Below are 22,564 nucleotides of genomic sequence, written 5' to 3'. Positions count from 1 at the left end.
CATCCGCGGCGGGCCGCTCCCGTCAGGGAACCCTCTGGATCAGAAGGCGTCGGTGTCTCGTCGCTCCTCGTAGACAGGGTGGTGGCGGATCACTTCATCGGTGGGCTCGACGGTCCTCACGGTGGTCGCCCGGCGCACCGTGCTCAGCCGCCAGATGCCGAAGAGCAGGCCGGCGAGGCCGCCCAGCATGAGGATCACACCGATCACCTGAATGTCCACTCCGGCCACGGCGAAGTCGACGGCCCAGGTGAGGATGGCCCCCAGCATGATGAGAATGATGCTTCCAGCGATGGTCATGGCGCAGTCCCTCCTTCGCCCTCTGCTCTATCCCCTGCACGGAAGTCAAACGTCGGCATGAGTCCGCGGCACCGGGCAGCATTGCCTTTATGACGGTTATGCCAGTAGTGGTGATGGGACTCATGGGGGCGGGGAAGAGCACGGTGGCCGGCCTGCTCGCCCGGACGCTCGGCCGTCCCATGAGAGACAGCGACGCCGACCTCCAGAGCCGCTACGGCACGACCGCAGCCACGATGGCCGCCGACGTGGGCCCCGGCGAACTGCACGCGCGTGAGGCGCTGGTGCTGAAGGAGGCCCTGGCCGCCGACCCGGTCCCGGTGATCGCCGCGGCGGCGAGCACGGTCGACGATCCGGACTCGCGGAGCCTGCTGGCCCCCGCGTTCGTGGTGTTCCTCGACGGGCCGCCGGCCGTCCTGGCCGAACGCATGCGGTCGAGCCCCCACCGGCCGCATTTCAAGCCCGACCTGGTCGAGATGCTCACCGAGCAGCGTGCCCGGCGCCTGCCGCACTTCCAGGAGGTGGCCGACGTCACGGTGGACACCTCGGCCAACACCCCCGAGGAGATCGCCGGCATCGTGCTGGCGAGGCTCGGCGGCGAGCCTGGCGGTCAGGCGTGACGGTCGGACATGACGGTCAGGCGTGACGCTCAGGCATGACCGTCGGCGGCGACGCCCGCGCGGCGCGTCACCACCACGGCGAGCACGACGAGCACGGTGAGGACGACCCCGGCGATCAGCACGGGCACGCCGGTGAAGGTGCCCGCGAGCACGAGGACCACGGCGGAGGGCACCAGCAGATTGTGCAGGTGGCCGACCTGGTGCGGACGGTGCTGCAACCACCACACGGCGAGCAGGAAGACCGCCACCGGAACGGTCACGACCGCCCCGGGCACCACCCCGTCACCGGTGGAGTGGTCCGTGGCGAAGTCGACGGCGGCGGACAGCCCCGCCCCGACGGCGGCCGCCGACCCGAAGACCAGGTAGTGGCCGTAGCCCCAGATGAAGGCCGACCGGTTGGAGGTCAGGAACCGGTGGGCGGGCTTGGCGAAGTACAGCCACCACATCGCGAACACGATGAGCAGCCCTCCCGCCGCCACGCCGTACAGACCCGCGGTGGCGTGTCTCGTGTCGACGGCCTCCTGAACGGCGAGAGTCGCCGCGAGGATCGACTCACCGAGAACGATCAGTGTGAACAGGCCGTAGCGCTCGGCGATGTGGTGCGGGTGCCATGCCGTACGGTGCCTGCGCTCGGCGAACAGCGGGACCGCGAGATCGGCGCACGCGAGGAGCAGCCACACCCACGGCCGCACCCCGGACGGGAGCGCCAGCATCGCGACCCATCCCGCCTCCACGAGCGTGACCCCGGCCGCGTATCGCAGCGCGGTCCCGCGGCCCTCCGGATCGGAGACGGCGGCGCGCAGCCAGTTGGCCACCAGGGCCGTGCGCATCACGACGTATCCCAGGACCGCGATGGTGAAGTCGCGCTGGTCGAACGCCCTCGGGATGCCCGCCGCGAGGATCAGCGCGCCGGTGATCTGGACCAGCGCGGCGATCCGGTACGGCACGTCGTCGGTGTCGTAGGCGGAGGCGAACCAGGAGAAATTCATCCAGGCCCACCAGATGGCGAAGAACGTCATGGCGTAGCCGACCAGGCCGTCGCCGAAGTGCCCCGCCGTCAGCGCGTGGTGCAGCCCGCCCGCCGCCTGCGCGACCGCGACGACGAAGCACAGGTCGAACAGCAACTCCAGCGGGGTGGCCACGCGCAACGACTCGGTGACGTCCCGGGCTGTCATCCGGCGTCGGCGTGGCGGCGTGGCCGCCAGCGTCTCCTGGCTCATCGGCGAGCAGGTCTCCTCTCCGCAAGGTGGCCCGCGGGCGCCGTACGGCGGGCAGCCTGAAGGCCGCGAGCACAGCCGGTGAAAGCGCACTCATCATAGGGACGCGAGGCGATCCGGCCCAGCCCGCGCCTAGTCCAGCACCCTGCGCGGGTGGCGGCCGTCGACGTAGCCGATGAACGGCGGGCAGATGTTGTAGCCGAGCAGTTCCTGCATCCGCTCCGGCAGGTCCCGCACGATGTCCCTCGGCACGGCGAGCAGGTGGTTCTCCTGCGGGCGCAGCCAGGAGGCCGCGTAGTGCAGGACCACGCCGAGACGCGGCCGGTCGGTGCGGTTGGCGCCGCCGCCGTGCCACAGGGTGCCGAGGTAGATGAGCGCGGAGCCGGCGGGCATCTCCGCCCCGATGGTCGGCGTGCCGGGCCCCGGCCGTTCCTCACCCCAGCGGTGGCTGCCGGGAACGAGCCGGGTGGCTCCGTTCGCCTCGGTGAAGTCGTCGAGCGGCACCATCACGTTGATCACCATCTCGCGATGAGGACGCGGGACGGGATAGACGCCGTCGTCCGGGTGGAGCGCCTGCGCCGTCTCCCCCGGCCCGATCTCGATGCCGGTGGGCGCGCTCAACTGGTAGTGCCCGAGGAAGTGGTCGAGCACCGCGAGCACGAGCGGATGGGTCGCCGGTCCGTCGAACCTCCGCGTCTTGGCGAACAGCGCGTAGACCCGCCGGGTGCGGTCGCCCTCGAAGTCGTTCCGCCCGAAGGGCGTGCTCTCGAGGATGGCCCGAAGCTCCGCCCTGGCCCCCGCGACCTCCTCCGGGCTCAGCAGGTCCGGGACGATCACGTAGCCGTGGCGGTCGAGTTCGTCCAAAACCGTCGCCGCTTGAGGCAGAGTCACAGATCGAGACTAATCATCCGGAACAAAGTTCGGTAGCCATGCGACCGGATCGATCCGCCTCATCCGCCTCCCGTCAGGAGGAGATCGTCTGACTTCCGATCCGCTCCTGGGCGGTGAGCAGGTCGCGCAGTTCCTCCGCGTCCTCTCCCGACGCGGTCATGATCAGACCCCGGTCCATCTCCACCCGGGACAGCGACCGCCTCATCCGCGTCGCGTACCAGCGCCCCGCGTCACTTCTCCAGATCGACCAATGACTTCCGTACTCACTGCGCAACTGACTCCACGCGAGATCCTCGGCTGAGATCGGCACTGCCATCACCTCCAGGCTCGGTGCCAGGAAGCAGCAGTGTGCTCGTCCGGACACGAACGGTAGTGAGAAGCGATCTCCCCCGTCCGGAGCCCCCGCCACCGTGGGCACGACGAAGATCTTCCGTTGGATGCGCTGACTTCACCTGATCTTGGCGTGCCGGAAATGACACGGGTATTCGGAGAAGGTTAGGGATCAGGTCATTTGGGGTTACCTGTCCGGGTAATCGGCTGGGTCACCATCGCGGCAAGATGCAGTGCTCGTCCTGCGGCTCCCGGGATGGAACATGAGGATCGTACGGCTGGCCAACTTCATCGCCCCCCGATCGGGAGGCCTCCGAACCGCCCTGAACGAACTGGGCGCGGGCTACGAGGCCGCCGGGCACGAAGCGGTGCTGGTGATTCCCGGACCCGAGGCCGGCAGGCGCGACACACCCTCGGGACAGATCATCACGGTGCCGGGTCCCGTCGTCCCGGGATCGGGCGGCTACCGGGTCATCACCGCGCGCCGGTCGCTGCGCCGGCTGCTCGACGACCTCGCTCCCGACCGGCTGGAGGTCTCCGACCGCACCACGCTCCGGTGGACGGGCCGCTGGGCCCGCTCGCGGGGCGTGCGGTCGCTCATGGTCTCGCACGAGAGTCTCGACGGGCTGCTGCGCCTGTTCGCCCCGCGCTTCCTGCCCGCGTTCCCCGGTTCGGGCGACGCGCGCGCCGACCGGGCGGAGCGGATCGTCAGAGGGCTCGCGGACCGGCTCAACCGGCGGACGGCGGCCGACTTCGACATGGTGGTGTGCACGACGGAATGGGCGGCGGCCGAGTTCAGGCGGCTGAACGTGCCCAACCTGATGCGCGTTCCCCTCGGCGTCGACCTGGCCCGGTTCTCCCCCGAGCGGCACGACCCCGAGTTGCGCCGCCGGTTCGCCGCGCCCGGCGAGCCGCTGCTCGTCCACTGCAGCAGGCTCTCGCCCGAGAAGCGACCCGACCGGCCCATCGAGGCGCTGCGCGAACTCCGCCGCCGGGGCGTGCCCGCCGTACTGGTGGTGGCGGGGGACGGCCCGCGGCGGGCTGCGCTGGAGGCGCGGGCGGACGGGCTGCCGGTCCGGTTCCTCGGGCACGTCTCCGACCGCGACCTCCTCGCGCGGCTGCTCGCCACGGCGGACGTCGCCATCGCGCCCGGTCCCGTCGAGACCTTCGGGCTGGCCGCGCTGGAGGCCCTGTCGAGCGGAACCCCCGTCGTGGTGTCGCGGGAGAGCGCGCTGCCCGAGGTCATCGGCGAGTCCGGGGTCGCGGTCGGCGACGACCCGGGCGAGTACGCCGACGCGGTGCGGCTGCTCCTGGCCGGCGAGGAACGGCATCGCCGTGACGGCGCCCGCCGCCAGGCCGAGCGCTTCGACTGGCCGGGCTCCGCGGACGGGTTCCTGCGCGCCCACGGGCTTGCGAACCTGATCGGAGGTCGACGCTAGTGGCAACCCGACTCGTGGCACTGGGTGACTCGGTCACCGCGGGACTCGGCGACCCCCTCCCCGGCGGCGGTTGGCGCGGCTACGCGGCCATCCTGGCCGACGCGCTCGGCCCGCACGGGCAGGTGGAGTTCAGCAACGTCGCCACGTCCGGGGCGACGTCCCACGACCTCGCCGCGGACCAGCTTCCCCGCGCCCTGTCCCTGCGTCCCACGCTCGCCACGGTGCTGGCGGGGGTGAACGACACACTGCGCGGCACGTTCGAACTGCCGGCTATCGCGTCCGACATCGAGGAGGTGGTCGGAGGGCTGCGCCGTACCGGCGCCACCGTGCTCACCATCCGCCTGCCCGACCCGGGACTGATGCTGGGCATCCCCGACCTCGTCCGGCGGCCGCTCACCCGGCGGGTGCGGGCGATCAACACGATCCTCGACCACGTCGCCCGCCGGTACGACACGGTCCACGTCGACCCGGCCTGCCACCCGGCCCTGTACGAGCGGCGGATGTGGGGGGTCGACCGGCTCCACCCGAGCGAGCGCGGCCACCGCCTGCTCGCCCGGCTCATCGCCACCGAACTGGCCGCACGCGGCGTCCCCCTGGACGCGATGCCCGACGCGGAACCCACCGACGCGAACCCGTCCGCCTGGGCGAGCGCGCGCTGGATGGCCGTCGAAGGCACCGGGTGGGTGGTGCGGCGCTCCCGCGACTTCCTGCCCGAACTCGCCCGCCTCGTCCTCAGCGAGGCATGGCACGACGTCCGCGGCCGGGCGGCCCTGCTCGACCAGCGGTTCCACACCGATCTCGATCACGCCCTGCGGCACCTCGGCGCGCGTCCTGTCGTGACCGGCCCGCGGCGAACGCCCTCTCCCTCCCCGCACGTCGCTACGGAAGATGCCTGCCCATGAGAGTCGCCATCGTCTCGGAATCCTTCCTCCCCCAGGTCAACGGGGTCACCAACTCGGTCTGCCGCGTCCTGGAACATCTCGAACGCCACGGCCACGAGGCGATGGTGGTCGCGCCGGGCCGCGGTCCGGCGGACTACGCGGGCTTTCCCGTGCGGACCACCCCGGCCTTCCGCCTGCCGTTCTACCGCTCGTTCCGGGTCGGCCTGCCGAGCGGCGAGATCATGTCGTCGCTCGAGGCGTTCGAACCCGACGTCGTCCACCTCGCCTCCCCCACCGTGGTGGGAGCGTCCGGCATGACGGCCGCCGCCCGGCTCGGCGTCCCCGCCGTCGCCGTCTTCCAGACCGATCTCGCCGGCTTCGCCCGCCAGTACGGCATGCGGGGCGCCGACGCGGCCATCTGGAGCTGGCTGCGCCACATCCACGTCCGCGCCGCCCGCACGCTCGCGCCCTCCTCGGCGACGATGAGCGAGCTCAACGCGCACGGGATCCCGCGGCTGTCCCTGTGGGGGCGGGGTGTCGACCTCGACAGGTTCAACCCCGGGCACCGTTCGGAACGGCTCCGCCGTGAGCTGGCTCCGAACGGCGAGGTCATCGTCGGCTACGTGGGTCGTCTGGCGGCGGACAAGCGGGTCCACCTGCTGGCCAGGCTGGCCGACCTGCCGGGGGTCAAGCTGGTCGTCGTGGGAGACGGCCCCGCCGCCCGGGTCCTGCGACGCCGCATCCCTGAGGCGGTCTTCTGCGGGCTCCGCACCGGCACGGAACTCTCGGAGATCCTGGCCTCGTTCGACGTCTTCGTGCACACGGGCGCGAACGAGACGTACTGCCAGGCCGTACAGGAGGCATTGGCCGCCGGGGTCCCGGTCGTCGCCGCGGCGGCGGGCGGCCCGCTCGACCTCGTCCAGCCCGGACGCAACGGGCTGCTCTACCCGTCCGACTCTCCCGAGGCGATGCGCGACGCCGTCGCCCACCTCGTGACCGACGACGAGGCGCGGGCGCGGATGAGCGGCAACGCACGCGCGTCCGTGCTCCACCGCACGTGGAGCGCACTGTGCGCCCAGCTCGTCAACCACTACGAGAGGGCGGTCGCGGAGGGCTTCCAGCCGCACGAGGACGCCTGGTCCCCGCGGATGGCCGACTCGTCCGAAGCCCACGCGAGCACCTGACATTTCCGTCATCGACGATTGACCATACTTCGCACCACGAAGTATGGTCGCCGACATGGCCAAGAAATCGCCGACGGTGAGCGAGCCGACGTACTTCATCCTCGCCGCACTGCTCGACGGCCCCTTGCACGGCCACGCCATCATCCGGCGCACGCTGGAGCTGTCGGAGAACCGGGTGAAACTGCCGGTCGGCACGCTGTACGGCGCACTCGACCGGCTCGCGGCGAACGATCTGATCGCGGTGGAGCGTGAGGAGGTCGTCGAAGGACGGCCGCGCCGCTACTTCCGGCTCACCGACGACGGGCGCGGGTTGGTCTCCGCGGAGGCGCTGCGCATGCAACAGGCCGCGTCCGTGGTGACCAGCCGGATCCTCGGCACCGGATCGGCCTTCACATGAGCGCGGGCACACACGCGGCCCCCACCACGGAAACCCCGAAGAGGGCGCTGGCTCGGCGCTACGAGCGACTCCTGCTTTTCTATCCGCGCGACTACCGCCGCCGGTTCGGGGCCGAACTCGTCGCCACGCTGCTGGACGGCTCCGAGCCCGGCCGGGCGCTGCCGTCCCTCACCGAGTCGGCCGGCCTGATCCGCGGAGGCTTCCGGACGAGGGCGACGTTCGCCGCGCGCGGCTCTCCGTGGCGCGACGGCCTCCATCTCGGGATCCTCGTCGTGGTGCTGGCCGACCTGGCGATGCTGGTCCCCTACGCCGGCTCGATGCCCGTCTGGACCGGGCTGTCCGCGGCGATCGTGCTGGCGGTGCTGCGGGGGCGGCCCGGGCTCGCGATCCCACTGGTCCTGCTGGTCGGCGGCAAGGTCGTCGCCATCGCTCTCGGCAGACCCTGGCTGGACGAGACGTTGCTGCCCATCTTCCCCGACGCGATCTGGGGCGGCCGTGCGCTGTACAGCGTGGGCGGACCTGTGGCCCCGGCGGCGGCCTACACGGTGGTCCTCCTCGGCCTGCTGGTGCTGACCGCGGGCGACACATCGCTCAAGAAGCGGTCCTGGTGCTGGTGGGCGGTGGTTCCGCTGATCGCGGGCACCGATCCGGCGGGACTGGATCTCGCGGGCGGGTCGCCGCGCACGATGGCGAGGGTCGGGCTGGAGGTCGCACTGCTCCTGCTCGCGATCTGGGCCGGTCGCCTCGCGGGCGATCCACGGTGGGCGGTGGCGGCCGGGACCTATCTCCTGACCGAACTGACCGTTCTGGCCGAGAACCTGTCCTCCTCCACCCGCCAGGACGTCGCCCACTTCGCCCTGCTCGCCTTCCTCACCTTCGCGGCGATCGCCGTGCCGTACAGAGCACGAACGCAGCCCCAACTCTGACCTGCGCCTGATCGACCGCTTCTCCGCATTCGCCACGTGGCCGTTCTCGCGTGCGCGCATTCCCCCACAGCCCGGCGGTGAATTCCCCGCCGACGACGATTGGATTCAGCGTGCTCACAGACGTCCGACCGGCGCCGCCCGCGCTGCCCCGGCCCGGCGTTCTCGCGGGCCACCACGCCTTCGCCGTGGTCCTCGCGTTCGCCGCCGCACTCCGCGTGATCACGATGCTCGGTTACCCGCCCGCCCGGCTGTACTGGTACGACTCCTTCACCTACATGGACACCGCCGCCCATCTCTCACCGCCGGGCGACTTCCACCCGATCGGCTACTCGCTCCTGCTTCGGCTGCTGTGGCCGTTCCACAGTGTCGAACTGGTCGCGGCCCTCCAGCACACGATGGGTCTCACCATCGGCATGATGATCTACGCGTTGCTCCGCCGCAGGTCCCTGCCCGCCTGGGGCGCGTGCCTGGCCGCGGCGCCCGCCTTGTTCGACGCCTCCTTCCTGCAACTCGAACACGCCGTGTTGTCGGACACGCTGTTCATCTTCCTGATCACAGCCGGGCTCGCCACGCTCATGTGGTCGCCGCGTCTGTCGGCACGGGCCGCCACGGGAGCCGGCCTGCTGTTCGCGTTCGCCGCGCTCACACGGACGATCGCGCTGCCGTTGCTCGTGCTCGTGCTGCTGGTCCTCGCCCTCCAGCGGACCGGTCTGCGGCCCCTGCTCGCCCTCGCCCTGGCCGGGATGTTGCCGCTGGCCGCCTATGCCGCCTGGTACGGCCAGAGCCATGGAAGGCCCGCACTCAGCGGCGCCGACGGGATCGCCCTGTGGGCCCGGACGATGACCTTCGCCGACTGCGCGGTCATCCGGCCGCCGGCCGACCTGGCGGGGTTCTGCCCGAACGGCACCGTCGTCGACGCCGCGTCCGAGTACGTCTGGGCGCCCGGCGCGTCGCTGAACCTGCTGCCGGGCGACCGGTTCGACCACAACGAGGCCGCCCGCGCCTTCGCGATCCGCGCGATCGCCGCCCAGCCGTTCGACTATCTCCGGGACGTGGCCGCGGACACCTCCATCGCCTTCTCGTGGACCCCGATCGCCCACCCCAGGCGCACCACGCCCGCATTCGGCTTCCGGCACGGGACGGCCGGACTGCCGGACCAACCTCTGATCGACAAGGTGCGCAGGGAGTTCGACCCCGACATCCGTGGGATGAGTTCGGTCCGGCCCTACTCCGACATCCTGATCGCCTACCAGTACCCCGCCTACCTGCGCGGCCCGATGCTGGCCGCCATCCTGCTCGTGGGCGCGGCGGGTGCGGCGCTGAGACGCCGGACGGTCCTGCTGCCCTGGAGCCTGTCCGCGGCCCTGCTCGTCTGCCCGGTCGCCGTCCTAGACTTCGATCATCGCTACGTTCTGCCGGTCGTCCCCGTCGCCTGCCTGGCCGCGGCTCTCGCCCTCCACGCGCTGGCAGCGCGACCTTCGCTCCCGATGAGCGGCCCGGCTTAGCGGGACGCGGCGTACGCCTGCGAAGAGGGGAACGGCATGACCAGGAGGTTCACGGCGGTCGCCGCACTCTTGCTCGTCGCGCTCTCGGGCTGTGGCAGCGCGGCCGCCGAACGAGCCGTCGCCCGGCCGGGCACGCCCGCGGACGGCGCCCGGCAAATGGAAGCGATACGAGGCGACTGCATGAGGGAGAAGGGTTTCAGGTACGTCCCCTACGTCCCGCCGCCGAGGCGGAAGACCGCCGCGGAGGTCGAGGAGGAGGCGGGCGACTACCAGGCGATGAAGCGGTTCCGCCAGAAGAACGGCTACGGCGTGTTCGCGTTCTACGTCTACCCCCAGGAGTACGGCAACCCCATGGTGCCGCCGGACAGACCTCTCCCTCCTGATCCCGATCCCAACCACAAGCTCATCGCGTCGCTGTCGAAGACGCAGTTCCGGGCGTACCAGGAAGCCGACCAGGAGTGCCTTGTGCGGGCGGTGAAGACCGTCGTCGGCAAGGACGTGAAGTCGATCGGCGATCAGGTCGACCAGGCCAACACCAGGGCGGCGCAACTGAAGAGCCACGCGCTCGACGGCGATCCGCTGCTCGCCGGGCGCGCCGCCGCCATGGCCACGTGCCTCGAGGACAGGGGTTACCGGATCGGCTCGACGCGGCCGACCGCGATGGCGGACCGGGGGCGCGCGGTGCTCGAAGCGATCAAGAAACCCATGGGCACGAGGATCCCAGAGGATGTCCGGATGGAGATGGACCAGCCGGAAGGAGCACTCTTCGAACCCGACCTGTCGGTCGGGCAGGCCCGGCCGTACCTGGCGGAAGAGATCACGGACGCCCTTGACGACCTGGAGTGCGGCAGAGACTTCTATACCGTCTACGAACCCAGGAGGACGGCGATCGAGGCGCGGGCGTACACGGAGTTCGGGCTCTACGGTCTGCTCTGACATCTCCGCTCTGTCATCTCCGCTCTGTCATCTCCGCTCTGACACCGCCGCCTGCCCGGCCGCGGATGTCACACTTTTCGCGGCTCGTTTCGTCTCGGAAGTGAAAGGCGCCCGACAGGGGCGCCGGCCACAGAGAAGAGTCGACATGACCACCACGAAAGGCACCCGGCAGATCGTCGTCCTGGGCGCCGGCTACACCGGAATGCTCACCGCGATCCGCGTGGCGGGGCGCACCCGACGTCACGGCGGGCACGTCACGCTGGTCAACCCCTCCAGCAGGTTCACCGAGCGGCTGCGCATGCACCAGATCGCCATCGGCCAGTCGCTGGCGGACTTCCAGATCCCGGATGTGCTCGACGGCACCGGCGCCGACTTCGTCCAGGGCTGGGCGACCGCCATCGACCCCGACGCCCGTGAGGTCACCGTGACGACGTCCGACGGGACGCGTGTCCTGCCGTACGACCGGCTGGTCTACGCCCTCGGCGGCAAGGCCGACCGCACGATGGTCCCGGGAGCGGACGAGCACTCCCACACCCTCGACGATCCCGCGGCCGCGGCCCGGCTGGCCGCCAGGCTGGCCGAGATCGCGCGTACCGGCGGCACCGTGGCGGTCTGCGGCGCCGGCCTCACCGGCGTCGAGGCCGTCACCGAGATCGCCGAGTCCTTCCCCACCGTACGGACCGTCCTGATCAGCCGGGACGTGCCCGGCGCGATGATGGGCGGGCGTGCCCGCGCGTACCTGAATCGGGCGCTGGAGCGCCTCCACGTCGAGGTCCGGTCCGGGGTGGAGATCACCAAGGTGCTGCCCGACGCGGTCGAACTGTCGGGAGGCGAACTGGTGCACTCGGACGCCACCCTGTGGACGACCGGTGTCCACGCCGCGCCGCTGGCCGCGCGATCGGGCGTCACCACCGACGATCACGACCGGATCGTCGTCGACGCCACGCTGCGCTCGGTCTCCCACCCCGCTATCTACGCCGTCGGCGACGCCGCCGCCGTGCGTCAGGCGTACGGAGTGCTGCACGGCACCTGCCAGAGCGGCCTGCCGACGGCCATGCACGCCGCCGACGCGATCGGAGGGGAACTGCGCGGCAGGCGGCCGGGGGCGTTCCGGTTCGGCTACCTCCACCAGCCCGTCAGCCTGGGCAGGAAGGACGCGGTCATCCAGTTCACCCGCGCCGACGACACCCCGCGCCGGTGGCATCTCACCGGCAGGCGCGCGATCGCCTACAAGGAGTTCGTCTCGAGCAGCCCGATGGCGACCTACCGGCTGTCGAAGCTGTTCCCCCTCCCCAGCCGCGCGCTCTGGTCACGCGGCGGGCGCGGCAACCCCGCGCCGCGCGCCTGACGTGCGGTGCCGGGGCCGCGCGGGGTGCTCGGGCGCGACTTCGCCCAGGTACGCCGGCTCGCCGAGGGCGACCTGCGCCACCTCGTACTCCACGTCTTCCTGTACGGGCGCCGCGTAGCCGCCCACCCGATGGCCGATGTCCCCGGACGGAGGCAGCCCCCTGCGGAACGACCGCGCCGACACGGGATGATCCTTGATCGTCTCGGGTCCGCCTCCGAACGCCTCGGCCAGGACCGGGTGGGCGGACGTCGGGACCGTCACGACGACATGCGCCCGAAGGGGCACGTAGGGATAGGGCTCGATCCCCTCCGGCGCCTGGCACGGCGACGCCTCGGCCCCGGCGGGAACATAGAGGACGCGGGCCCCCGCCTGAGTCGCGGGGTCCCAGGGGCCGACGGTCTCCTCGCCGTCGCCGATCTGGCCGTCGAAGTAGAAGAACGACAGGACCCCGTCGGCCGGAAGCCCGCCCGGATCCACCGTTTCCAGAGCCGAGCAGTCCAGGGCCGCGACGAACGTCAACGGCCCCCGGTCCTCCCATACGGGCCAGAAGACGTCCGGCGCAAGCCGCGGGTCTCCGCCGAGGTGTCCGGCCACCCGGTCTCCGTCCTCCGCGTGGGTGAGCCGCAGGCCCGGCCTGAGCAGGGAGATCCAGGTGTCGGCGACATCCGCGGGAAGATGGCTTCGCGCCAGGCCGGCGAGGCTCTCCCTGGTCGCTTCGCGGACTTCGGCTAGATCATCCATGGTGTACGGATATCACGGGCTTCGGTCGGATGACGGTCAGTCCAGGAAGACGTAGTAGGAGTCCACGGCCGGTTGACCGGTGTAGTTCGGCCCGGCGTCGTCGTCGGATCCCAGGTACCGATAGGGCAGGTCGCCGCCCCCGCCGTTCCGGCAGGTGATCCGGCGGCGCCGCGAGTCGTAGGTGAATCCCGACGCCCTGAGCGCCGCGTTGAGACATCGTCCCGCCGGCGAGCCGTCCTCCAGCCGGATGCACCGCATGTCGAAGTCGCCGACGAACAGGCCGTCGCCGGCCAGCCACGTGGGGATCCGGGAGAGCACCCTCAGCTTGTCGCCGACGTAGTGCAGGCCGTGGACGCAGGTGATCAGGTCGAACGGCTCATCGGGCTCCCACGAGGTGATCGATGCGGTGATCAGCCGCAGCCGCGGCGGCCGGGAGGGACCGGCGAAGAAGTCGACCAGGTCCACCCCCACGACCTCCGCCTCGTCGCCGAGTTCGCGGGAGGCCTCGATGAGAGCCCGTGCCGTACCGCAACAGAGATCGAGCCATCGCACCACCGGCCGGGCGGGTGACCGGGAGCGCAGGACGTCCAGCACGTCGAGGCCCAGCGCTCGGCCGTAGCCGTTGGAGCCGGTCAGGCCGCGTTCGCGGTTCATCGTGCGGTTGGCCACCACCGCGGAGCGCTCCAGCGTCCGGTCGTCGAGCAGTCGCACCGTCGAACCCCTTCCCGGACGGCGATCGGCCGATCACCGTGGCCTGCCCCATCACACCACCGCCCTTCCTCGGCTCACGGTCCGGGATGCGGGGAGCCTTCGGCGGCCTCCCGGCCACGGCGCAACCTGGCCAGCCAGGCCGGTGACCGCCCGCCCGGCCCGAGGCGGTAGGCGTCGAGCAGCCAGTCGCCCAGCCGCTCGCGGTCGATGACGACCACATCGTGATCCCGCGCCGTCCTGGCCGCCTCCGCACTGAGGTGGTGGGAGGTGATCAGGACACCGCGATGATCCCGGTACGGCCTGGCCTGCAGGGCCCCGACGAAGTCACGCACCTGCCCGGGGCCCACCGCACGCGTGTAGTACTTGCACTGGATCGCGTAGCGCGCGCCGTCCGGAGCGACGCCGAGCACGTCGACGCCCCGGTCTCCCGCTCCCCCGATGACGCTCACCTTGCGGAAGCCGTCCCGGCGCAACAACTCGGCGGCGAGTTCCTCGAACCGCCGTGGATCGAGCCGGTCGAGCCCGGCCCTCCGCAGCGCGTCCTTGCGGTAGCTCGCCCCCATTCGGCGGATCACGAGAAAGGCGGCGACCGGCAGGACGACGACCACGACGGCGATCGCGAGCAGTAACGCCCACCCCATGGCTCTCACGGCCTCGGTCACCGCGATGAGCACGACCACGACAGCCGACGCCCACACCACGCCGTTCCCGCGCGCGCCTCGCCTGCCGCGCCCCCGCTTCCGCACCGGCGATCTACGCCTCGCCATCGTGACCTCCAGGATCGGGGAAGACCCTGCCGAGTCTGATCGGCCCGACCGACAAAACCGTGCTCACAGCACTTGATCACCCGAGCGGGAAGGAGGCCGTCTCCTTCCACAGCGCTCCGTCGTAGGTCTCCAGCGCCACGGCACGGACGCGAGTGATCACCGGCAACCGCCCGGCCAAATCGGCCTCGATCATGTCCTGGACATCGGGGGCCACGCCCTCGGCCACGGTCAGGTGCGGCATGACGTCCTCGAACCGCCCGCCGTACGGCGGAGCCTCGGGCCAGCGCGCCGCGACCGCCTCGGTCAGCTCCCGGAACGGGCCGTCAGGGTCGGGGGCCAGGTAGATCACGTCAGGGAAGCGGCCACAGGTGGAGAACCGCGCCTCGAACGCGTCATGGGCGGCGAACACCTCCCCCAGAGCGGCCACGACCTCGGCGTCGACGCGGTCGGCGTCGAGGAAGGGGTAGAGCACCGTCACGTGCGCGGGGACCCCGAGGGCGGCGGAGGAGTCGAACCGCCGCCGCCAGGCGCTCACCACGGCTTCCGCCTCAGGCACGTGGACCACGAGCGCGGTCTGTCCAGGCACGAACTCCGCCACCGGGCACCTCTCAGTCGGTCAGGGATGCAGCGGATCTTCAGCCTTTACCGTTACCACGCGAAGGCTCCCCTGGGATATGTCCGATCAATCCGTGAACCACGCACCAGAAGTGACGAGTCCGGGCAGGAGCGTCACGATCTTCGGCGAGTACGTGCTCGTGACGGGCGAGGGCCGCGGAGTCCGGGCACGAAAAAACAGCCGGGCACGAAAAAGACCGGCGCACCCCTCGATTGAACGAGGAATGCGCCGGTCTTCTGCGAAGTGCGCCGCCAGGGACTCGAACCCCGGACCCGCTGATTAAGAGTCAGCTGCTCTAACCAACTGAGCTAGCGGCGCCTGCGACGTGGGTAACCTTAGCAGCCCCGAGGACGGCACGCACATCGGAAATCAGGTGCGGGAGTCTCGCAAAGGGCGCCGCGACAGGCTCAGCTGCTGCTCCACGCACCGCTGGAGAAGGGGACCGGAGTACCCCTCTTGCCGGGACCGTCGCCCCACTTGGTCACCACGTACTCCACCGGGATGTGCCCCTGGGAGCTGCCGACCGTGAGCGTGTCGGAATTCCAGCTGGCGCCGACGAGATCGGCGAAGGTCTTGCCGTCGATGTCGAGCATGACGCCGTCGTTCGAGGGGGTGCCGGGGCCGCGGTCGCCGATGAAGAACTTCGCCCTGCGGCCGTTGTAGAAGACGTAGCCCTCGGTGCCGAGCGGCCAGCTGGGGCTGGCGAACAGGCCCTGCTGCATGGGCTTGCCGATCGCGGGCTGCCCGGTGTCCCCCAGCCGGCCCGAACCGTCGTCCCAGAAGTACGAACCGCTCGTCGAGCCCCGCAGGAGAACCTGCTCGTTCTCGACGCCCGCCGGAGCGGCGGCGAGGGTTTCGTTCACCGCCGGCTTCACGACCGGCGCGGCACCCATGATGGAGGCGCCGATGATGGCGGCGCACGCCACGGAGGTCACGGACGACACGGTCCGGTGGGCGCGCACTTCGCGGACACCCTTGCCGAACAGGTCACGGACGGCGTTGGTACACAGGCCGGCTACGGCCTTGGTACGCGGATCGAGAAAGGTCTTCATGGAAAGCCTGGGGATCTTTCGTGAGACGACGGATGAGCGACTTTGCGTCGGCGATCGAACCTTGCGGTTCGGACTGGCCGTGGACGCGGGTCGCTTGGCCGGGCGAGATAAATCGATCGCCCGCGAGACACACGCTCAGGCGCGGAAGCTATGAGGACAGGCCGTGAGGCCGCCGTATGTCAGACGTGGTCCGAAAGGATCTGGAGTGAAGGCCGCTGGTGGGGTCACCCACCGCTGATCTCTTCTCCTGGACTTGCAGCCACCGGTCGGTAGCAATTGGGACTCTACAAGACAAGTCAGGATAGAACCAAGTAAATCCCCCATAACACCCAGAAGATCTACCGCTTCTCCCAAGGGGAGACCACGAGCTCAGACGGCCACAAGGCCTGATTCAACGCGACAGAAGCCCCCATCACCTGAGTACGACGGCGTACCGAGGCAAAGCCCTCCGGGCAAAGAGCAAGTCAGGGGCTCGGTCAGGAAAGAGGGTGGGCACACATCGGCATGGAGAGGGTAAAAGCGGCCCGGGTAACGGGCTCGTCAGGCCACGTCTGGTCACCGCCCCGATTGGGCAAAGCCCCCAAGGCCGGCCACGCCGATCGCTGAACCTCGCGCGAGAACGGATGAGCAGTCGCCGCATCGGCCCGCCGTCCGCCCGCGACGCCTCGCCGGGCGAGCATGGGCATCGCCCGGGTGCGGGAGTAGATGACGGCATGGGCCGTCCGGAGAGAACGACGATCGTCAGCGGCCGCATGGGTTCCAGGACCCTGCCAGTGGCGGACGACCACGGGCCGCCACGTTCGACAGATTTGGGGCATAAAAAAACGCCGAGGCCGGACAGTCCCCCAACTGTCCGGCCTCGGCTGAAGCGGTTCCGCCAGTCATGCCCTCCCCAAAGGCACCGGCAGGCCCCCGCTTGTTGCCGGACGCGGTTCCCCCTCCGCGTCCTTCGGTAAAGCTTCAACTGGTCCTCTCGACCTGCTACCACACTAGCGCCGTGGTTGTCATGAACTCGTCATCGACAGGTGGATTTTCGGCCTACATCCGGCGTTGACCAGGTGCGACACGGTCAAGCGACACCCCCCACGACGAAGCCGGGGCCCTGGAATCCCCGATTTCCCGCCCACGAAACCCACTCAGAGCAACCACTCGGAAGAACACCCGGCCGGGCGGATGTGGAACTCGTCACATCGATCCGCTCGATCCGCCCTCGGCGGACGCGGAGACTGTCGGGACCAACGGGTGAACGCGGGTCAGGCGGGACTACCCGTTGAGGACGATGCGGACCTCGGTGCCCCGCTCGAGTGAACGGCTCACGATGCAGTGCCGCTCGTGGACCCGCTGCGCCACCGACTCGAAGACCTCCCGGGCCTCCTCGGACGGCGCCTCGACGTCGTAGGTGACCGTGACGGACTCCAGTTGGGTGGGGCCGGCCTTCTCGGACGTCACATCCATGGCCAGCCGTACGAGCCGGTGGCCCCGCTGGGCGGTGAGGGGCTCGACGGTCATGATGTTGCATCCGCCCACGGCCGCGAGCAGCAGTTCCAGCGGGCTGAACCGGCCCTCCGACGTGCCCATGGTGATCTCCGCGCCCCGATCGTTACGGGCGACGAATCCATCTTCGGTGCGCTCAACGTGGACGAATGCCATGACGTCACCCTACTGGGGAAGGATCGACCTCGGTCGCGTAGCCGGGATCAGCGCCCGGCCGCCTCTCCGAACGCGCCCGCGTCGCGAAGGGTGTCCCTGATCGTCTCCCTGAGGGCGTATCCGAGGCCGTGCACGGTGTGGATCAACCGGGGCTCCCCCGCCGCCTCCGTCTTCCTGCGCAGGTAGCGGATGTAGACCTCCAGCGAATTGGACGCGGGACGGAAGGCCTGCCCCCAGATCCGCTCCAGGATGACCTTGCGCGTGAGCACCTGTCCGCCGTTGCGGATCAACAGGTCGAGCAGGGCGTATTCCGTCCTCGTCAGGTCGATGACCCGGCCTCCCCTCCTCGCCTGCCTGCTCTCCGGAAGCAGCGTCAGGTCGGCGAAGCCCGCCGCCGGCTCCGCCGGGCCCGTACGGCGCAGCAGCGCCCGGACACGGGCCAGCAGTTCCTCCACGGCGAAGGGCTTGACCAGGTAGTCGTCGGCGCCCGCGTCGAGGCCGGCCACCCGGTCCCCGACCTCTTCCAGCGCGGTCAGCATCAGCACCGGGACCCGGTTGCCCTTCTCCCGCAGCCTCCGGCAGACCTCCAGACCGTCGATCCGCGGCATCAGCACGTCGAGCAGCACGAGTTCAGGCGTGCCGCCGGTGATCGCGGCGAGCGCCGACTCGCCGTCGTCGGCGGTCGTGACGCGGTATCCCTCCCCGCGAAGGGCGCGCGCGATCGCGTCGCGTACGTCCGGATCGTCGTCCACGACCAGCATCCGTGTCTTGACCACCACGCCATCCTGGCCTGAGACGATGAGAAGTTCATGAAGGAACGCCGCAGGCCGGCGCCCGTATCCGCGGCGCACCAGCCGATCGCGCCCCCGGCCACGGGTGGCTCGTTCAGATCCGCCTCATATCCATCGGCGATGGTCGGGGGATGGCACACACCGACTTGACGGGCGCGGCCCCGGCGGACCGCTCACGGGCAGGTACGGCTCGCGCCTCCACGACGTGGCTCTGGCCGGCGATCTTCTGGCTGGGAGCGGCCGCGGCACTCGTGCCCTGGGCGGTCCACTCGGGCGGCCGCTTCGCCGCCGACCCCCTCGTCGGCACCGGCAGGCTGGCCGGGATGCTCGCCGGATACCTCATCGCGGTCCAGCTCATCCTCATGAGCAGGGTCCTCGACACGCGGCTCATCTCGGTGTGGCACCGCAGGCTGGGGGCCGCCGTCTTCGCGTTCATCACCGCGCACATCGTCTTCAGCACCGTCGGCCACGCCGCCGGGAGAAGCCTGGCGGACCAGACGATGAGGTTCGTCTACGACTATCCCTGGCTGCTCGCGGCCTACGTCGGCACGGCTCTGATCGTGATGATCGGCCTGACCTCGATCCGCGCGATCAAGCGCCGGATGCGCTACGAGACCTGGTACTACCTGCATCTGTACGCCTACCTGGGAACCGCGCTGGCGTTCGCCCACACGATCATGATCTCCACCGACATCAAGGGAATCGCCAGGGTCTCCTGGATCGTCCTGTACGGCACGGCCCTCACGCTGGCCGTCTGGCGGCGGATCGTACGGCCGGCCAGACTGGTCGCGCGGCACGGCTTCCGGGTGTCCGACGTGGTCCGGGAGACGCCGGACGTCACCTCGATCCACATCGGCGGCCGCCGGATGCGCGAGTTCCAGGTCCAGCCGGGCCAGTTCCTGTGGCTGCGGTTCCTCACACGCAGCGACTGGGGACAGGCCCATCCCTTCTCCCTGTCGGCCGCTCCCGACGGGCGCCGCCTGCGCGTGACGGTGAAGGCACTCGGCGACCACACCCGCGGGCTGCAGGAGGTCCGGGTCGGCACCCGGGTCGTGGTGGAGGGCCCGTACGGGAGTTTCACGGCCGGCGCACGGGTCAACAAGGACGTTCTGATGATCGCGGCGGGCATCGGGATCACGCCGATCAGGGCCCTGCTCGAGGAGATGCCGCCCGGGACGGTCGTCCTCTACCGGGCCAGGACGGACAGCGAGGTGGTCTTCCGCGACGAGCTCGACGAGCTGGCCAGGTCACGCGGCGCACGCCTGGTCTACCTGCTGGACGACGACGGCCGGGAGAACGGCGGGCGAAGCGACGCTCATGGGGATGCCGACGGCCGGCACATCCCCGAGGAGCTCACCGCACCGGGGCTGGCCCGGCTCGTACCCGGCATCGGGAACCGCGACGTCTACCTGTGCGGTCCCCCCGGTCTCGTCCGGCGGGTCCACGCGGAGCTACGCAAGGCGGGCGTGCGCGACCGGCACGTCCACCACGACCCCTTCGAGCTCTAAGCCCCCGCAGGGGGGACCTCAGGCGTCAGGATGCTTGGACAGGTAGTCCACGTAGACGGGTCGCAGGGCATCGCCGAGCTCTCCCTCTCCTGCCGCCATCGCATCGCTGAGCAGCGCGGACACCCGGCTGAGATCGTTCGCCGTCTCATCGGAGTTGCCGCTGGCCGCCTCGGCGGCCGGGATCAGCTTCAGCAGGTCCCAGAGGAAACCGAAATCGCCGTGCCGTACGGCGTAGTGCACGGCGCGGTCGTGCAACTCCTTGGCCGACAACGAATCGAGCTCTTCCACGTCCATCCACACTCACCCCAAAAATCGTGATTGCCCCAAGCCGTGCCGGTTATGCCCATGGCAGAGAAAAGGGTAGTCAGAGACCACGATCCCTTTGCCGACGCCCTCTGCTCGTCAACGCGCGGATCGCGCCCGTCGAGCACGCACGCGACCCATTCGCCCCACCTTGTAGACATTTGGTAGCCACCTATATGAAACGCGTATGAACTTCGGCGGAACACCTGTTTGCCAGGGCTTGACCTGCGTCGATGTTTTCTGTTTCGGTTTGTCGCTATGCCGTCTCCCCGGAAACGCCCTCCCGCTTCGCGCATCGCGCCGGCCGCCGGGAGAAACGCGCAGTGACGCACGTGACCCCCGTGCCACTGGAAAGAACCGAGCGCGCTGAGCCCGCTTCCCCTCCTCACGCCCGCAAGCGGACCGACATCGAGGGGTTGCGCGCCGTCGCGGTGTCGCTCGTCGTGCTGAGCCACTCCGGGGTGGCCCTGTTCGCCGGTGGTTACATCGGCGTCGACGTCTTCTTCGTGATCTCCGGCTTCCTGATCACCTCGCTGCTGCTGCGCGAACTCGACACCACCGGCCGCATCTCGATCCGGCGCTTCTACGCGCGGCGGGCCCTGCGGCTCCTGCCGGCCTCCACGATCGTGGTCGTGTTCACCGTGATCGGCTCCTGGCTGTGGCTCACGCCGGTCAGGTTCGCCGAATACACCAAGGACGCCCTGGCCAGCACGCTCTACGCGATCAACTTCCGGCTGGCGATCACCGGCACCGACTACCTGCAGGAGGGGGCCCCGCCCTCGCCGTTCCAGCACTTCTGGTCGCTGGCCGTCGAGGAGCAGTTCTACCTCGTCTGGCCCCTCCTGCTGATCGTCTCCGCCTGGCTGCTCAGCAGGGGCGGCCGCAGCAGCCGGACACGGTACCTGGCGGTTCCGCTCGTCGTCCTGTCGGCCGTGTCGCTGCTGCTGAGCATCGTGGACACCCCGCGCTCGGCCCCCTGGGCGTACTTCGGCTCGCACACCCGCATCTGGGAGTTGGGCGCGGGAGCGCTCGTCGCTCTGGCCGCCACACGGCTCGCCCGCACCCCGGGCCGGATCGCCGCGGCCATGACGTGGGTGGGCCTGGCCGCGATCGTCGTCGCGGCGGTGGTCTACGACAACGACACCCCCTTCCCCGGCTATCACGCGATCCTGCCGGTGGCCGGCACCGCCCTGGTCATCGCGGGCGGCACGGCGGCGGCACGCGCCGACGCCCGGCTGCTGCTGGGCCTGGCGCCCTTCCAGCGCATCGGCGGCCTGTCGTACGGGTGGTACCTCTGGCACTGGCCGCTCCTCGTCATCGGCCCCGCCGCACTCGGCCTCCACGGCACGCTCAAGGTCAATCTCGCGCTCTGCGGCCTCGGCCTGATCCTGGCCGCCGTCACCCTTTACCTGGTGGAGAACCCGGTCCGCTTCCACCACGCCTTCAAGAACCGGCCGGGACGGGCCATCTCACTCGGCGTCACCCTGTCCGCGGGCGCGGCGGTGATCGCCCTGGTGGCCGCCACCCTGCCCCCCTCGATCCCGTACGGCCCGAAGGTCGCGGACCTGCCGGCCGCGATGGCGTCGGCGTCGACGCCGGACGCCGAGGGCTTCCTGAAGTCCGCGATCGGCGACGGCGTCCCGCCCGAGCGGCTCCCCGGCAACCTGACGCCCTCTCTCACCACGGTGAAGGACGACAAGGCGATCGTCTACGACGACGGCTGCCACGTGGGCTATGACGGCGTCGACATGCCCGAGTGCGCCTTCGGCGACCTCACGTCGAGCAAGGTGGTCGTGCTCTTCGGCGACTCGCACGCGGCGAGCTGGTTCCCCTCCATGGAGAGGCTCGCCCTGGATAACCACTGGAAGCTCTACTCGTGGACCAAGGCCTCGTGCAAGGTCTCCTCGATCACGCTGGTCCGCACCGGCAAGGCGTACGAAAGCTGCGACACCTGGCGGAAGCAGACGATCGCGAGGATCAAGAGGCTCCATCCCGCGCTGGTCGTCATGTCCTCGTCGGAGGACGGGACGATCTTCCCCAAGAACACCGACAACGCGGCCGCCTGGGGCGCGGGTTTCGCGACGACGCTGAAGCAGATCAACGCCCGCGGCACGAAGATGACTCTGATCCAGGACATCCCCTGGCCCAACAGCGACGCGCCCGAGTGCCTGGCTCAGAACCCCCGGGTCCTGACCCTGTGCACGAACAAGCTGCCGAAGGCCCTGCACTCACCGGCCCGCCGCAGCGCCATCGCCGCCGCGGCGAAGAAGGCCAAGATCAAGGTGATCGACCCGACCGCGTGGTTCTGCGGCACGGCGGGCACCTGTCCGCCGGTCGTCGGCAACCTGCTCGTCTACCGGGACGAGGGCCACATGACCAAGCAGTACGCCCAGTTCCTCGCACCGGTCCTCATGGCCCATCTGCCGAAGATCTGAGCAATCCGGGTCTGGCGATCCG

The 22,564-nt window shown here is 70.2% G+C and carries 23 protein-coding genes and 1 tRNA gene; 11 read left to right on the top strand and 13 right to left on the bottom strand.

Features of this window, described 5'->3' with window-relative positions; translation table 11 throughout:
* Window positions 1–39: 39 nt before the first annotated feature.
* Window positions 40–297, bottom strand: a complete 258-nt coding sequence (locus tag Psi02_RS20275) for a DUF6458 family protein (protein WP_203976387.1) — start codon at window positions 295–297, stop codon at window positions 40–42.
* An 89-nt stretch (window positions 298–386) separates the two neighbouring features.
* Here Psi02_RS20275 and Psi02_RS20270 point away from each other — a divergent pair, with 89 nt between their 5' ends.
* Window positions 387–914 carry a shikimate kinase gene (locus Psi02_RS20270; RefSeq protein WP_203976385.1) on the top strand — a complete coding sequence of 176 codons (528 nt, stop codon included), beginning with the start codon at window positions 387–389 and terminating at the stop codon, window positions 912–914.
* Window positions 915–943: 29 nt separating this feature from the next.
* On the opposite strand, the gene Psi02_RS20265 is transcribed toward Psi02_RS20270, so the two are convergent.
* The 3 genes from Psi02_RS20265 to Psi02_RS20255 all read right to left on the bottom strand — a co-directional run bounded on the left by Psi02_RS20265 (window position 944) and on the right by Psi02_RS20255 (window position 3,338).
* A complete protein-coding gene (locus Psi02_RS20265) occupies window positions 944–2,134 on the bottom strand; it encodes a low temperature requirement protein A (RefSeq protein WP_203976383.1) in 1,191 nt (396 codons plus the stop codon).
* Between the two features lie 129 nt (window positions 2,135–2,263).
* The gene (locus Psi02_RS20260; RefSeq protein ID WP_203976381.1) at window positions 2,264–3,022 is read right to left on the bottom strand and encodes a phytanoyl-CoA dioxygenase family protein; all 759 of its coding nucleotides are present in this window, start codon (window positions 3,020–3,022) and stop codon (window positions 2,264–2,266) included.
* Between the two features lie 73 nt (window positions 3,023–3,095).
* Window positions 3,096–3,338 carry a hypothetical protein gene (locus Psi02_RS20255; protein ID WP_203976379.1) on the bottom strand — a complete coding sequence of 81 codons (243 nt, stop codon included), beginning with the start codon at window positions 3,336–3,338 and terminating at the stop codon, window positions 3,096–3,098.
* 277 nt (window positions 3,339–3,615) lie between these two features.
* Between Psi02_RS20255 and Psi02_RS20250 the strand changes: the two genes are divergently transcribed.
* From Psi02_RS20250 to Psi02_RS20215, 8 genes are all read left to right on the top strand, one after another.
* Window positions 3,616–4,791 carry a glycosyltransferase gene (locus Psi02_RS20250; protein ID WP_203976377.1) on the top strand — a complete coding sequence of 392 codons (1,176 nt, stop codon included), beginning with the start codon at window positions 3,616–3,618 and terminating at the stop codon, window positions 4,789–4,791.
* Window positions 4,791–5,693: an SGNH/GDSL hydrolase family protein gene (locus Psi02_RS20245; RefSeq protein WP_203976375.1), complete on the top strand. Its 903-nt coding sequence runs from the start codon at window positions 4,791–4,793 to the stop codon at window positions 5,691–5,693. Before Psi02_RS20250 ends, Psi02_RS20245 begins: the two co-directional genes overlap by 1 nt.
* Window positions 5,690–6,856: a glycosyltransferase family 4 protein gene (locus tag Psi02_RS20240; RefSeq protein ID WP_203976373.1), complete on the top strand. Its 1,167-nt coding sequence runs from the start codon at window positions 5,690–5,692 to the stop codon at window positions 6,854–6,856. Before Psi02_RS20245 ends, Psi02_RS20240 begins: the two co-directional genes overlap by 4 nt.
* A gap of 55 nt (window positions 6,857–6,911) precedes the next feature.
* Window positions 6,912–7,253, top strand: coding sequence for a PadR family transcriptional regulator (locus Psi02_RS20235; RefSeq protein ID WP_239095019.1), 342 nt, complete (start codon window positions 6,912–6,914; stop codon window positions 7,251–7,253).
* On the top strand, window positions 7,250–8,179 hold the full coding sequence (locus tag Psi02_RS20230; RefSeq protein WP_203976369.1) for a hypothetical protein: 930 nt from the start codon (window positions 7,250–7,252) through the stop codon (window positions 8,177–8,179). Before Psi02_RS20235 ends, Psi02_RS20230 begins: the two co-directional genes overlap by 4 nt.
* Before the next feature lie 110 nt (window positions 8,180–8,289).
* The gene (locus Psi02_RS20225; RefSeq protein WP_203976367.1) at window positions 8,290–9,684 is read left to right on the top strand and encodes a hypothetical protein; all 1,395 of its coding nucleotides are present in this window, start codon (window positions 8,290–8,292) and stop codon (window positions 9,682–9,684) included.
* A gap of 36 nt (window positions 9,685–9,720) precedes the next feature.
* Entirely contained in the window at window positions 9,721–10,620 is a 900-nt protein-coding gene (locus Psi02_RS20220; protein WP_203976365.1) for a hypothetical protein, read from the top strand.
* 145 nt (window positions 10,621–10,765) lie between these two features.
* On the top strand, window positions 10,766–11,968 hold the full coding sequence (locus tag Psi02_RS20215; RefSeq protein ID WP_203976363.1) for an NAD(P)/FAD-dependent oxidoreductase: 1,203 nt from the start codon (window positions 10,766–10,768) through the stop codon (window positions 11,966–11,968).
* On the opposite strand, the gene Psi02_RS20210 is transcribed toward Psi02_RS20215, so the two are convergent.
* The 8 genes from Psi02_RS20210 to Psi02_RS20175 all read right to left on the bottom strand — a co-directional run bounded on the left by Psi02_RS20210 (window position 11,930) and on the right by Psi02_RS20175 (window position 18,281).
* A complete protein-coding gene (locus Psi02_RS20210; protein ID WP_203976362.1) occupies window positions 11,930–12,709 on the bottom strand; it encodes a DUF1963 domain-containing protein in 780 nt (259 codons plus the stop codon). The two genes, Psi02_RS20215 and Psi02_RS20210, sit on opposite strands and share 39 nt — an antisense overlap.
* A gap of 36 nt (window positions 12,710–12,745) precedes the next feature.
* Entirely contained in the window at window positions 12,746–13,420 is a 675-nt protein-coding gene (locus tag Psi02_RS20205; RefSeq protein WP_239095018.1) for a class I SAM-dependent methyltransferase, read from the bottom strand.
* Window positions 13,421–13,494: 74 nt separating this feature from the next.
* Complete coding sequence (locus Psi02_RS20200; RefSeq protein ID WP_203976360.1) at window positions 13,495–14,187, bottom strand: restriction endonuclease; 693 nt, start codon at window positions 14,185–14,187, stop codon at window positions 13,495–13,497.
* A gap of 76 nt (window positions 14,188–14,263) precedes the next feature.
* Window positions 14,264–14,785 carry a 2'-5' RNA ligase family protein gene (locus Psi02_RS20195; protein WP_203976358.1) on the bottom strand — a complete coding sequence of 174 codons (522 nt, stop codon included), beginning with the start codon at window positions 14,783–14,785 and terminating at the stop codon, window positions 14,264–14,266.
* Between the two features lie 262 nt (window positions 14,786–15,047).
* A tRNA-Lys gene (locus tag Psi02_RS20190) sits at window positions 15,048–15,121 on the bottom strand.
* Between the two features lie 89 nt (window positions 15,122–15,210).
* The gene (locus Psi02_RS20185) at window positions 15,211–15,855 is read right to left on the bottom strand and encodes a hypothetical protein (RefSeq protein ID WP_239095017.1); all 645 of its coding nucleotides are present in this window, start codon (window positions 15,853–15,855) and stop codon (window positions 15,211–15,213) included.
* Between the two features lie 1,263 nt (window positions 15,856–17,118).
* On the bottom strand, window positions 17,119–17,505 hold the full coding sequence (locus tag Psi02_RS20180; RefSeq protein ID WP_203976356.1) for an OsmC family protein: 387 nt from the start codon (window positions 17,503–17,505) through the stop codon (window positions 17,119–17,121).
* Between the two features lie 47 nt (window positions 17,506–17,552).
* Window positions 17,553–18,281 carry a response regulator transcription factor gene (locus Psi02_RS20175; RefSeq protein ID WP_425564541.1) on the bottom strand — a complete coding sequence of 243 codons (729 nt, stop codon included), beginning with the start codon at window positions 18,279–18,281 and terminating at the stop codon, window positions 17,553–17,555.
* Window positions 18,282–18,427: 146 nt separating this feature from the next.
* Here Psi02_RS20175 and Psi02_RS20170 point away from each other — a divergent pair, with 146 nt between their 5' ends.
* Entirely contained in the window at window positions 18,428–19,804 is a 1,377-nt protein-coding gene (locus Psi02_RS20170) for a ferredoxin reductase family protein (RefSeq protein WP_203976354.1), read from the top strand.
* 18 nt (window positions 19,805–19,822) lie between these two features.
* On the opposite strand, the gene Psi02_RS20165 is transcribed toward Psi02_RS20170, so the two are convergent.
* Window positions 19,823–20,098, bottom strand: a complete 276-nt coding sequence (locus tag Psi02_RS20165; protein WP_203955560.1) for a hypothetical protein — start codon at window positions 20,096–20,098, stop codon at window positions 19,823–19,825.
* A gap of 332 nt (window positions 20,099–20,430) precedes the next feature.
* Here Psi02_RS20165 and Psi02_RS20160 point away from each other — a divergent pair, with 332 nt between their 5' ends.
* A complete protein-coding gene (locus tag Psi02_RS20160; protein ID WP_203976352.1) occupies window positions 20,431–22,542 on the top strand; it encodes an acyltransferase family protein in 2,112 nt (703 codons plus the stop codon).
* The last annotated feature ends 22 nt before the right edge of the window (window positions 22,543–22,564 follow it).

The organism is Planotetraspora silvatica, from assembly GCF_016863315.1.
GTDB classification, from domain to species: Bacteria; Actinomycetota; Actinomycetes; order Streptosporangiales; family Streptosporangiaceae; genus Planotetraspora; species Planotetraspora silvatica.
Note: the sequence above shows the minus strand (reverse complement) of the source record. Positions and strands in the feature narration are given on the sequence as shown.

What these genes read in the sequence shown, in the direction of transcription:
- Psi02_RS20275 (WP_203976387.1), bottom strand. Translation starts at nt 297, where the DNA reads ATGACCATCGCTGGAAGCATCATTCTCATCATGCTGGGGGCCATCCTC.
- Psi02_RS20270 (WP_203976385.1), top strand. Translation starts at nt 387, where the DNA reads ATGACGGTTATGCCAGTAGTGGTGATGGGACTCATGGGGGCGGGGAAG.
- Psi02_RS20265 (WP_203976383.1), bottom strand. Translation starts at nt 2,134, where the DNA reads ATGAGCCAGGAGACGCTGGCGGCCACGCCGCCACGCCGACGCCGGATG.
- Psi02_RS20255 (WP_203976379.1), bottom strand. Translation starts at nt 3,338, where the DNA reads ATGGCAGTGCCGATCTCAGCCGAGGATCTCGCGTGGAGTCAGTTGCGC.
- Psi02_RS20250 (WP_203976377.1), top strand. Translation starts at nt 3,616, where the DNA reads ATGAGGATCGTACGGCTGGCCAACTTCATCGCCCCCCGATCGGGAGGC.
- Psi02_RS20240 (WP_203976373.1), top strand. Translation starts at nt 5,690, where the DNA reads ATGAGAGTCGCCATCGTCTCGGAATCCTTCCTCCCCCAGGTCAACGGG.
- Psi02_RS20235 (WP_239095019.1), top strand. Translation starts at nt 6,912, where the DNA reads ATGGCCAAGAAATCGCCGACGGTGAGCGAGCCGACGTACTTCATCCTC.
- Psi02_RS20230 (WP_203976369.1), top strand. Translation starts at nt 7,250, where the DNA reads ATGAGCGCGGGCACACACGCGGCCCCCACCACGGAAACCCCGAAGAGG.
- Psi02_RS20220 (WP_203976365.1), top strand. Translation starts at nt 9,721, where the DNA reads ATGACCAGGAGGTTCACGGCGGTCGCCGCACTCTTGCTCGTCGCGCTC.
- Psi02_RS20215 (WP_203976363.1), top strand. Translation starts at nt 10,766, where the DNA reads ATGACCACCACGAAAGGCACCCGGCAGATCGTCGTCCTGGGCGCCGGC.
- Psi02_RS20210 (WP_203976362.1), bottom strand. Translation starts at nt 12,709, where the DNA reads ATGGATGATCTAGCCGAAGTCCGCGAAGCGACCAGGGAGAGCCTCGCC.
- Psi02_RS20200 (WP_203976360.1), bottom strand. Translation starts at nt 14,187, where the DNA reads ATGGCGAGGCGTAGATCGCCGGTGCGGAAGCGGGGGCGCGGCAGGCGA.
- Psi02_RS20185 (WP_239095017.1), bottom strand. Translation starts at nt 15,855, where the DNA reads ATGAAGACCTTTCTCGATCCGCGTACCAAGGCCGTAGCCGGCCTGTGT.
- Psi02_RS20180 (WP_203976356.1), bottom strand. Translation starts at nt 17,505, where the DNA reads ATGGCATTCGTCCACGTTGAGCGCACCGAAGATGGATTCGTCGCCCGT.
- Psi02_RS20170 (WP_203976354.1), top strand. Translation starts at nt 18,428, where the DNA reads ATGGCACACACCGACTTGACGGGCGCGGCCCCGGCGGACCGCTCACGG.
- Psi02_RS20165 (WP_203955560.1), bottom strand. Translation starts at nt 20,098, where the DNA reads ATGGACGTGGAAGAGCTCGATTCGTTGTCGGCCAAGGAGTTGCACGAC.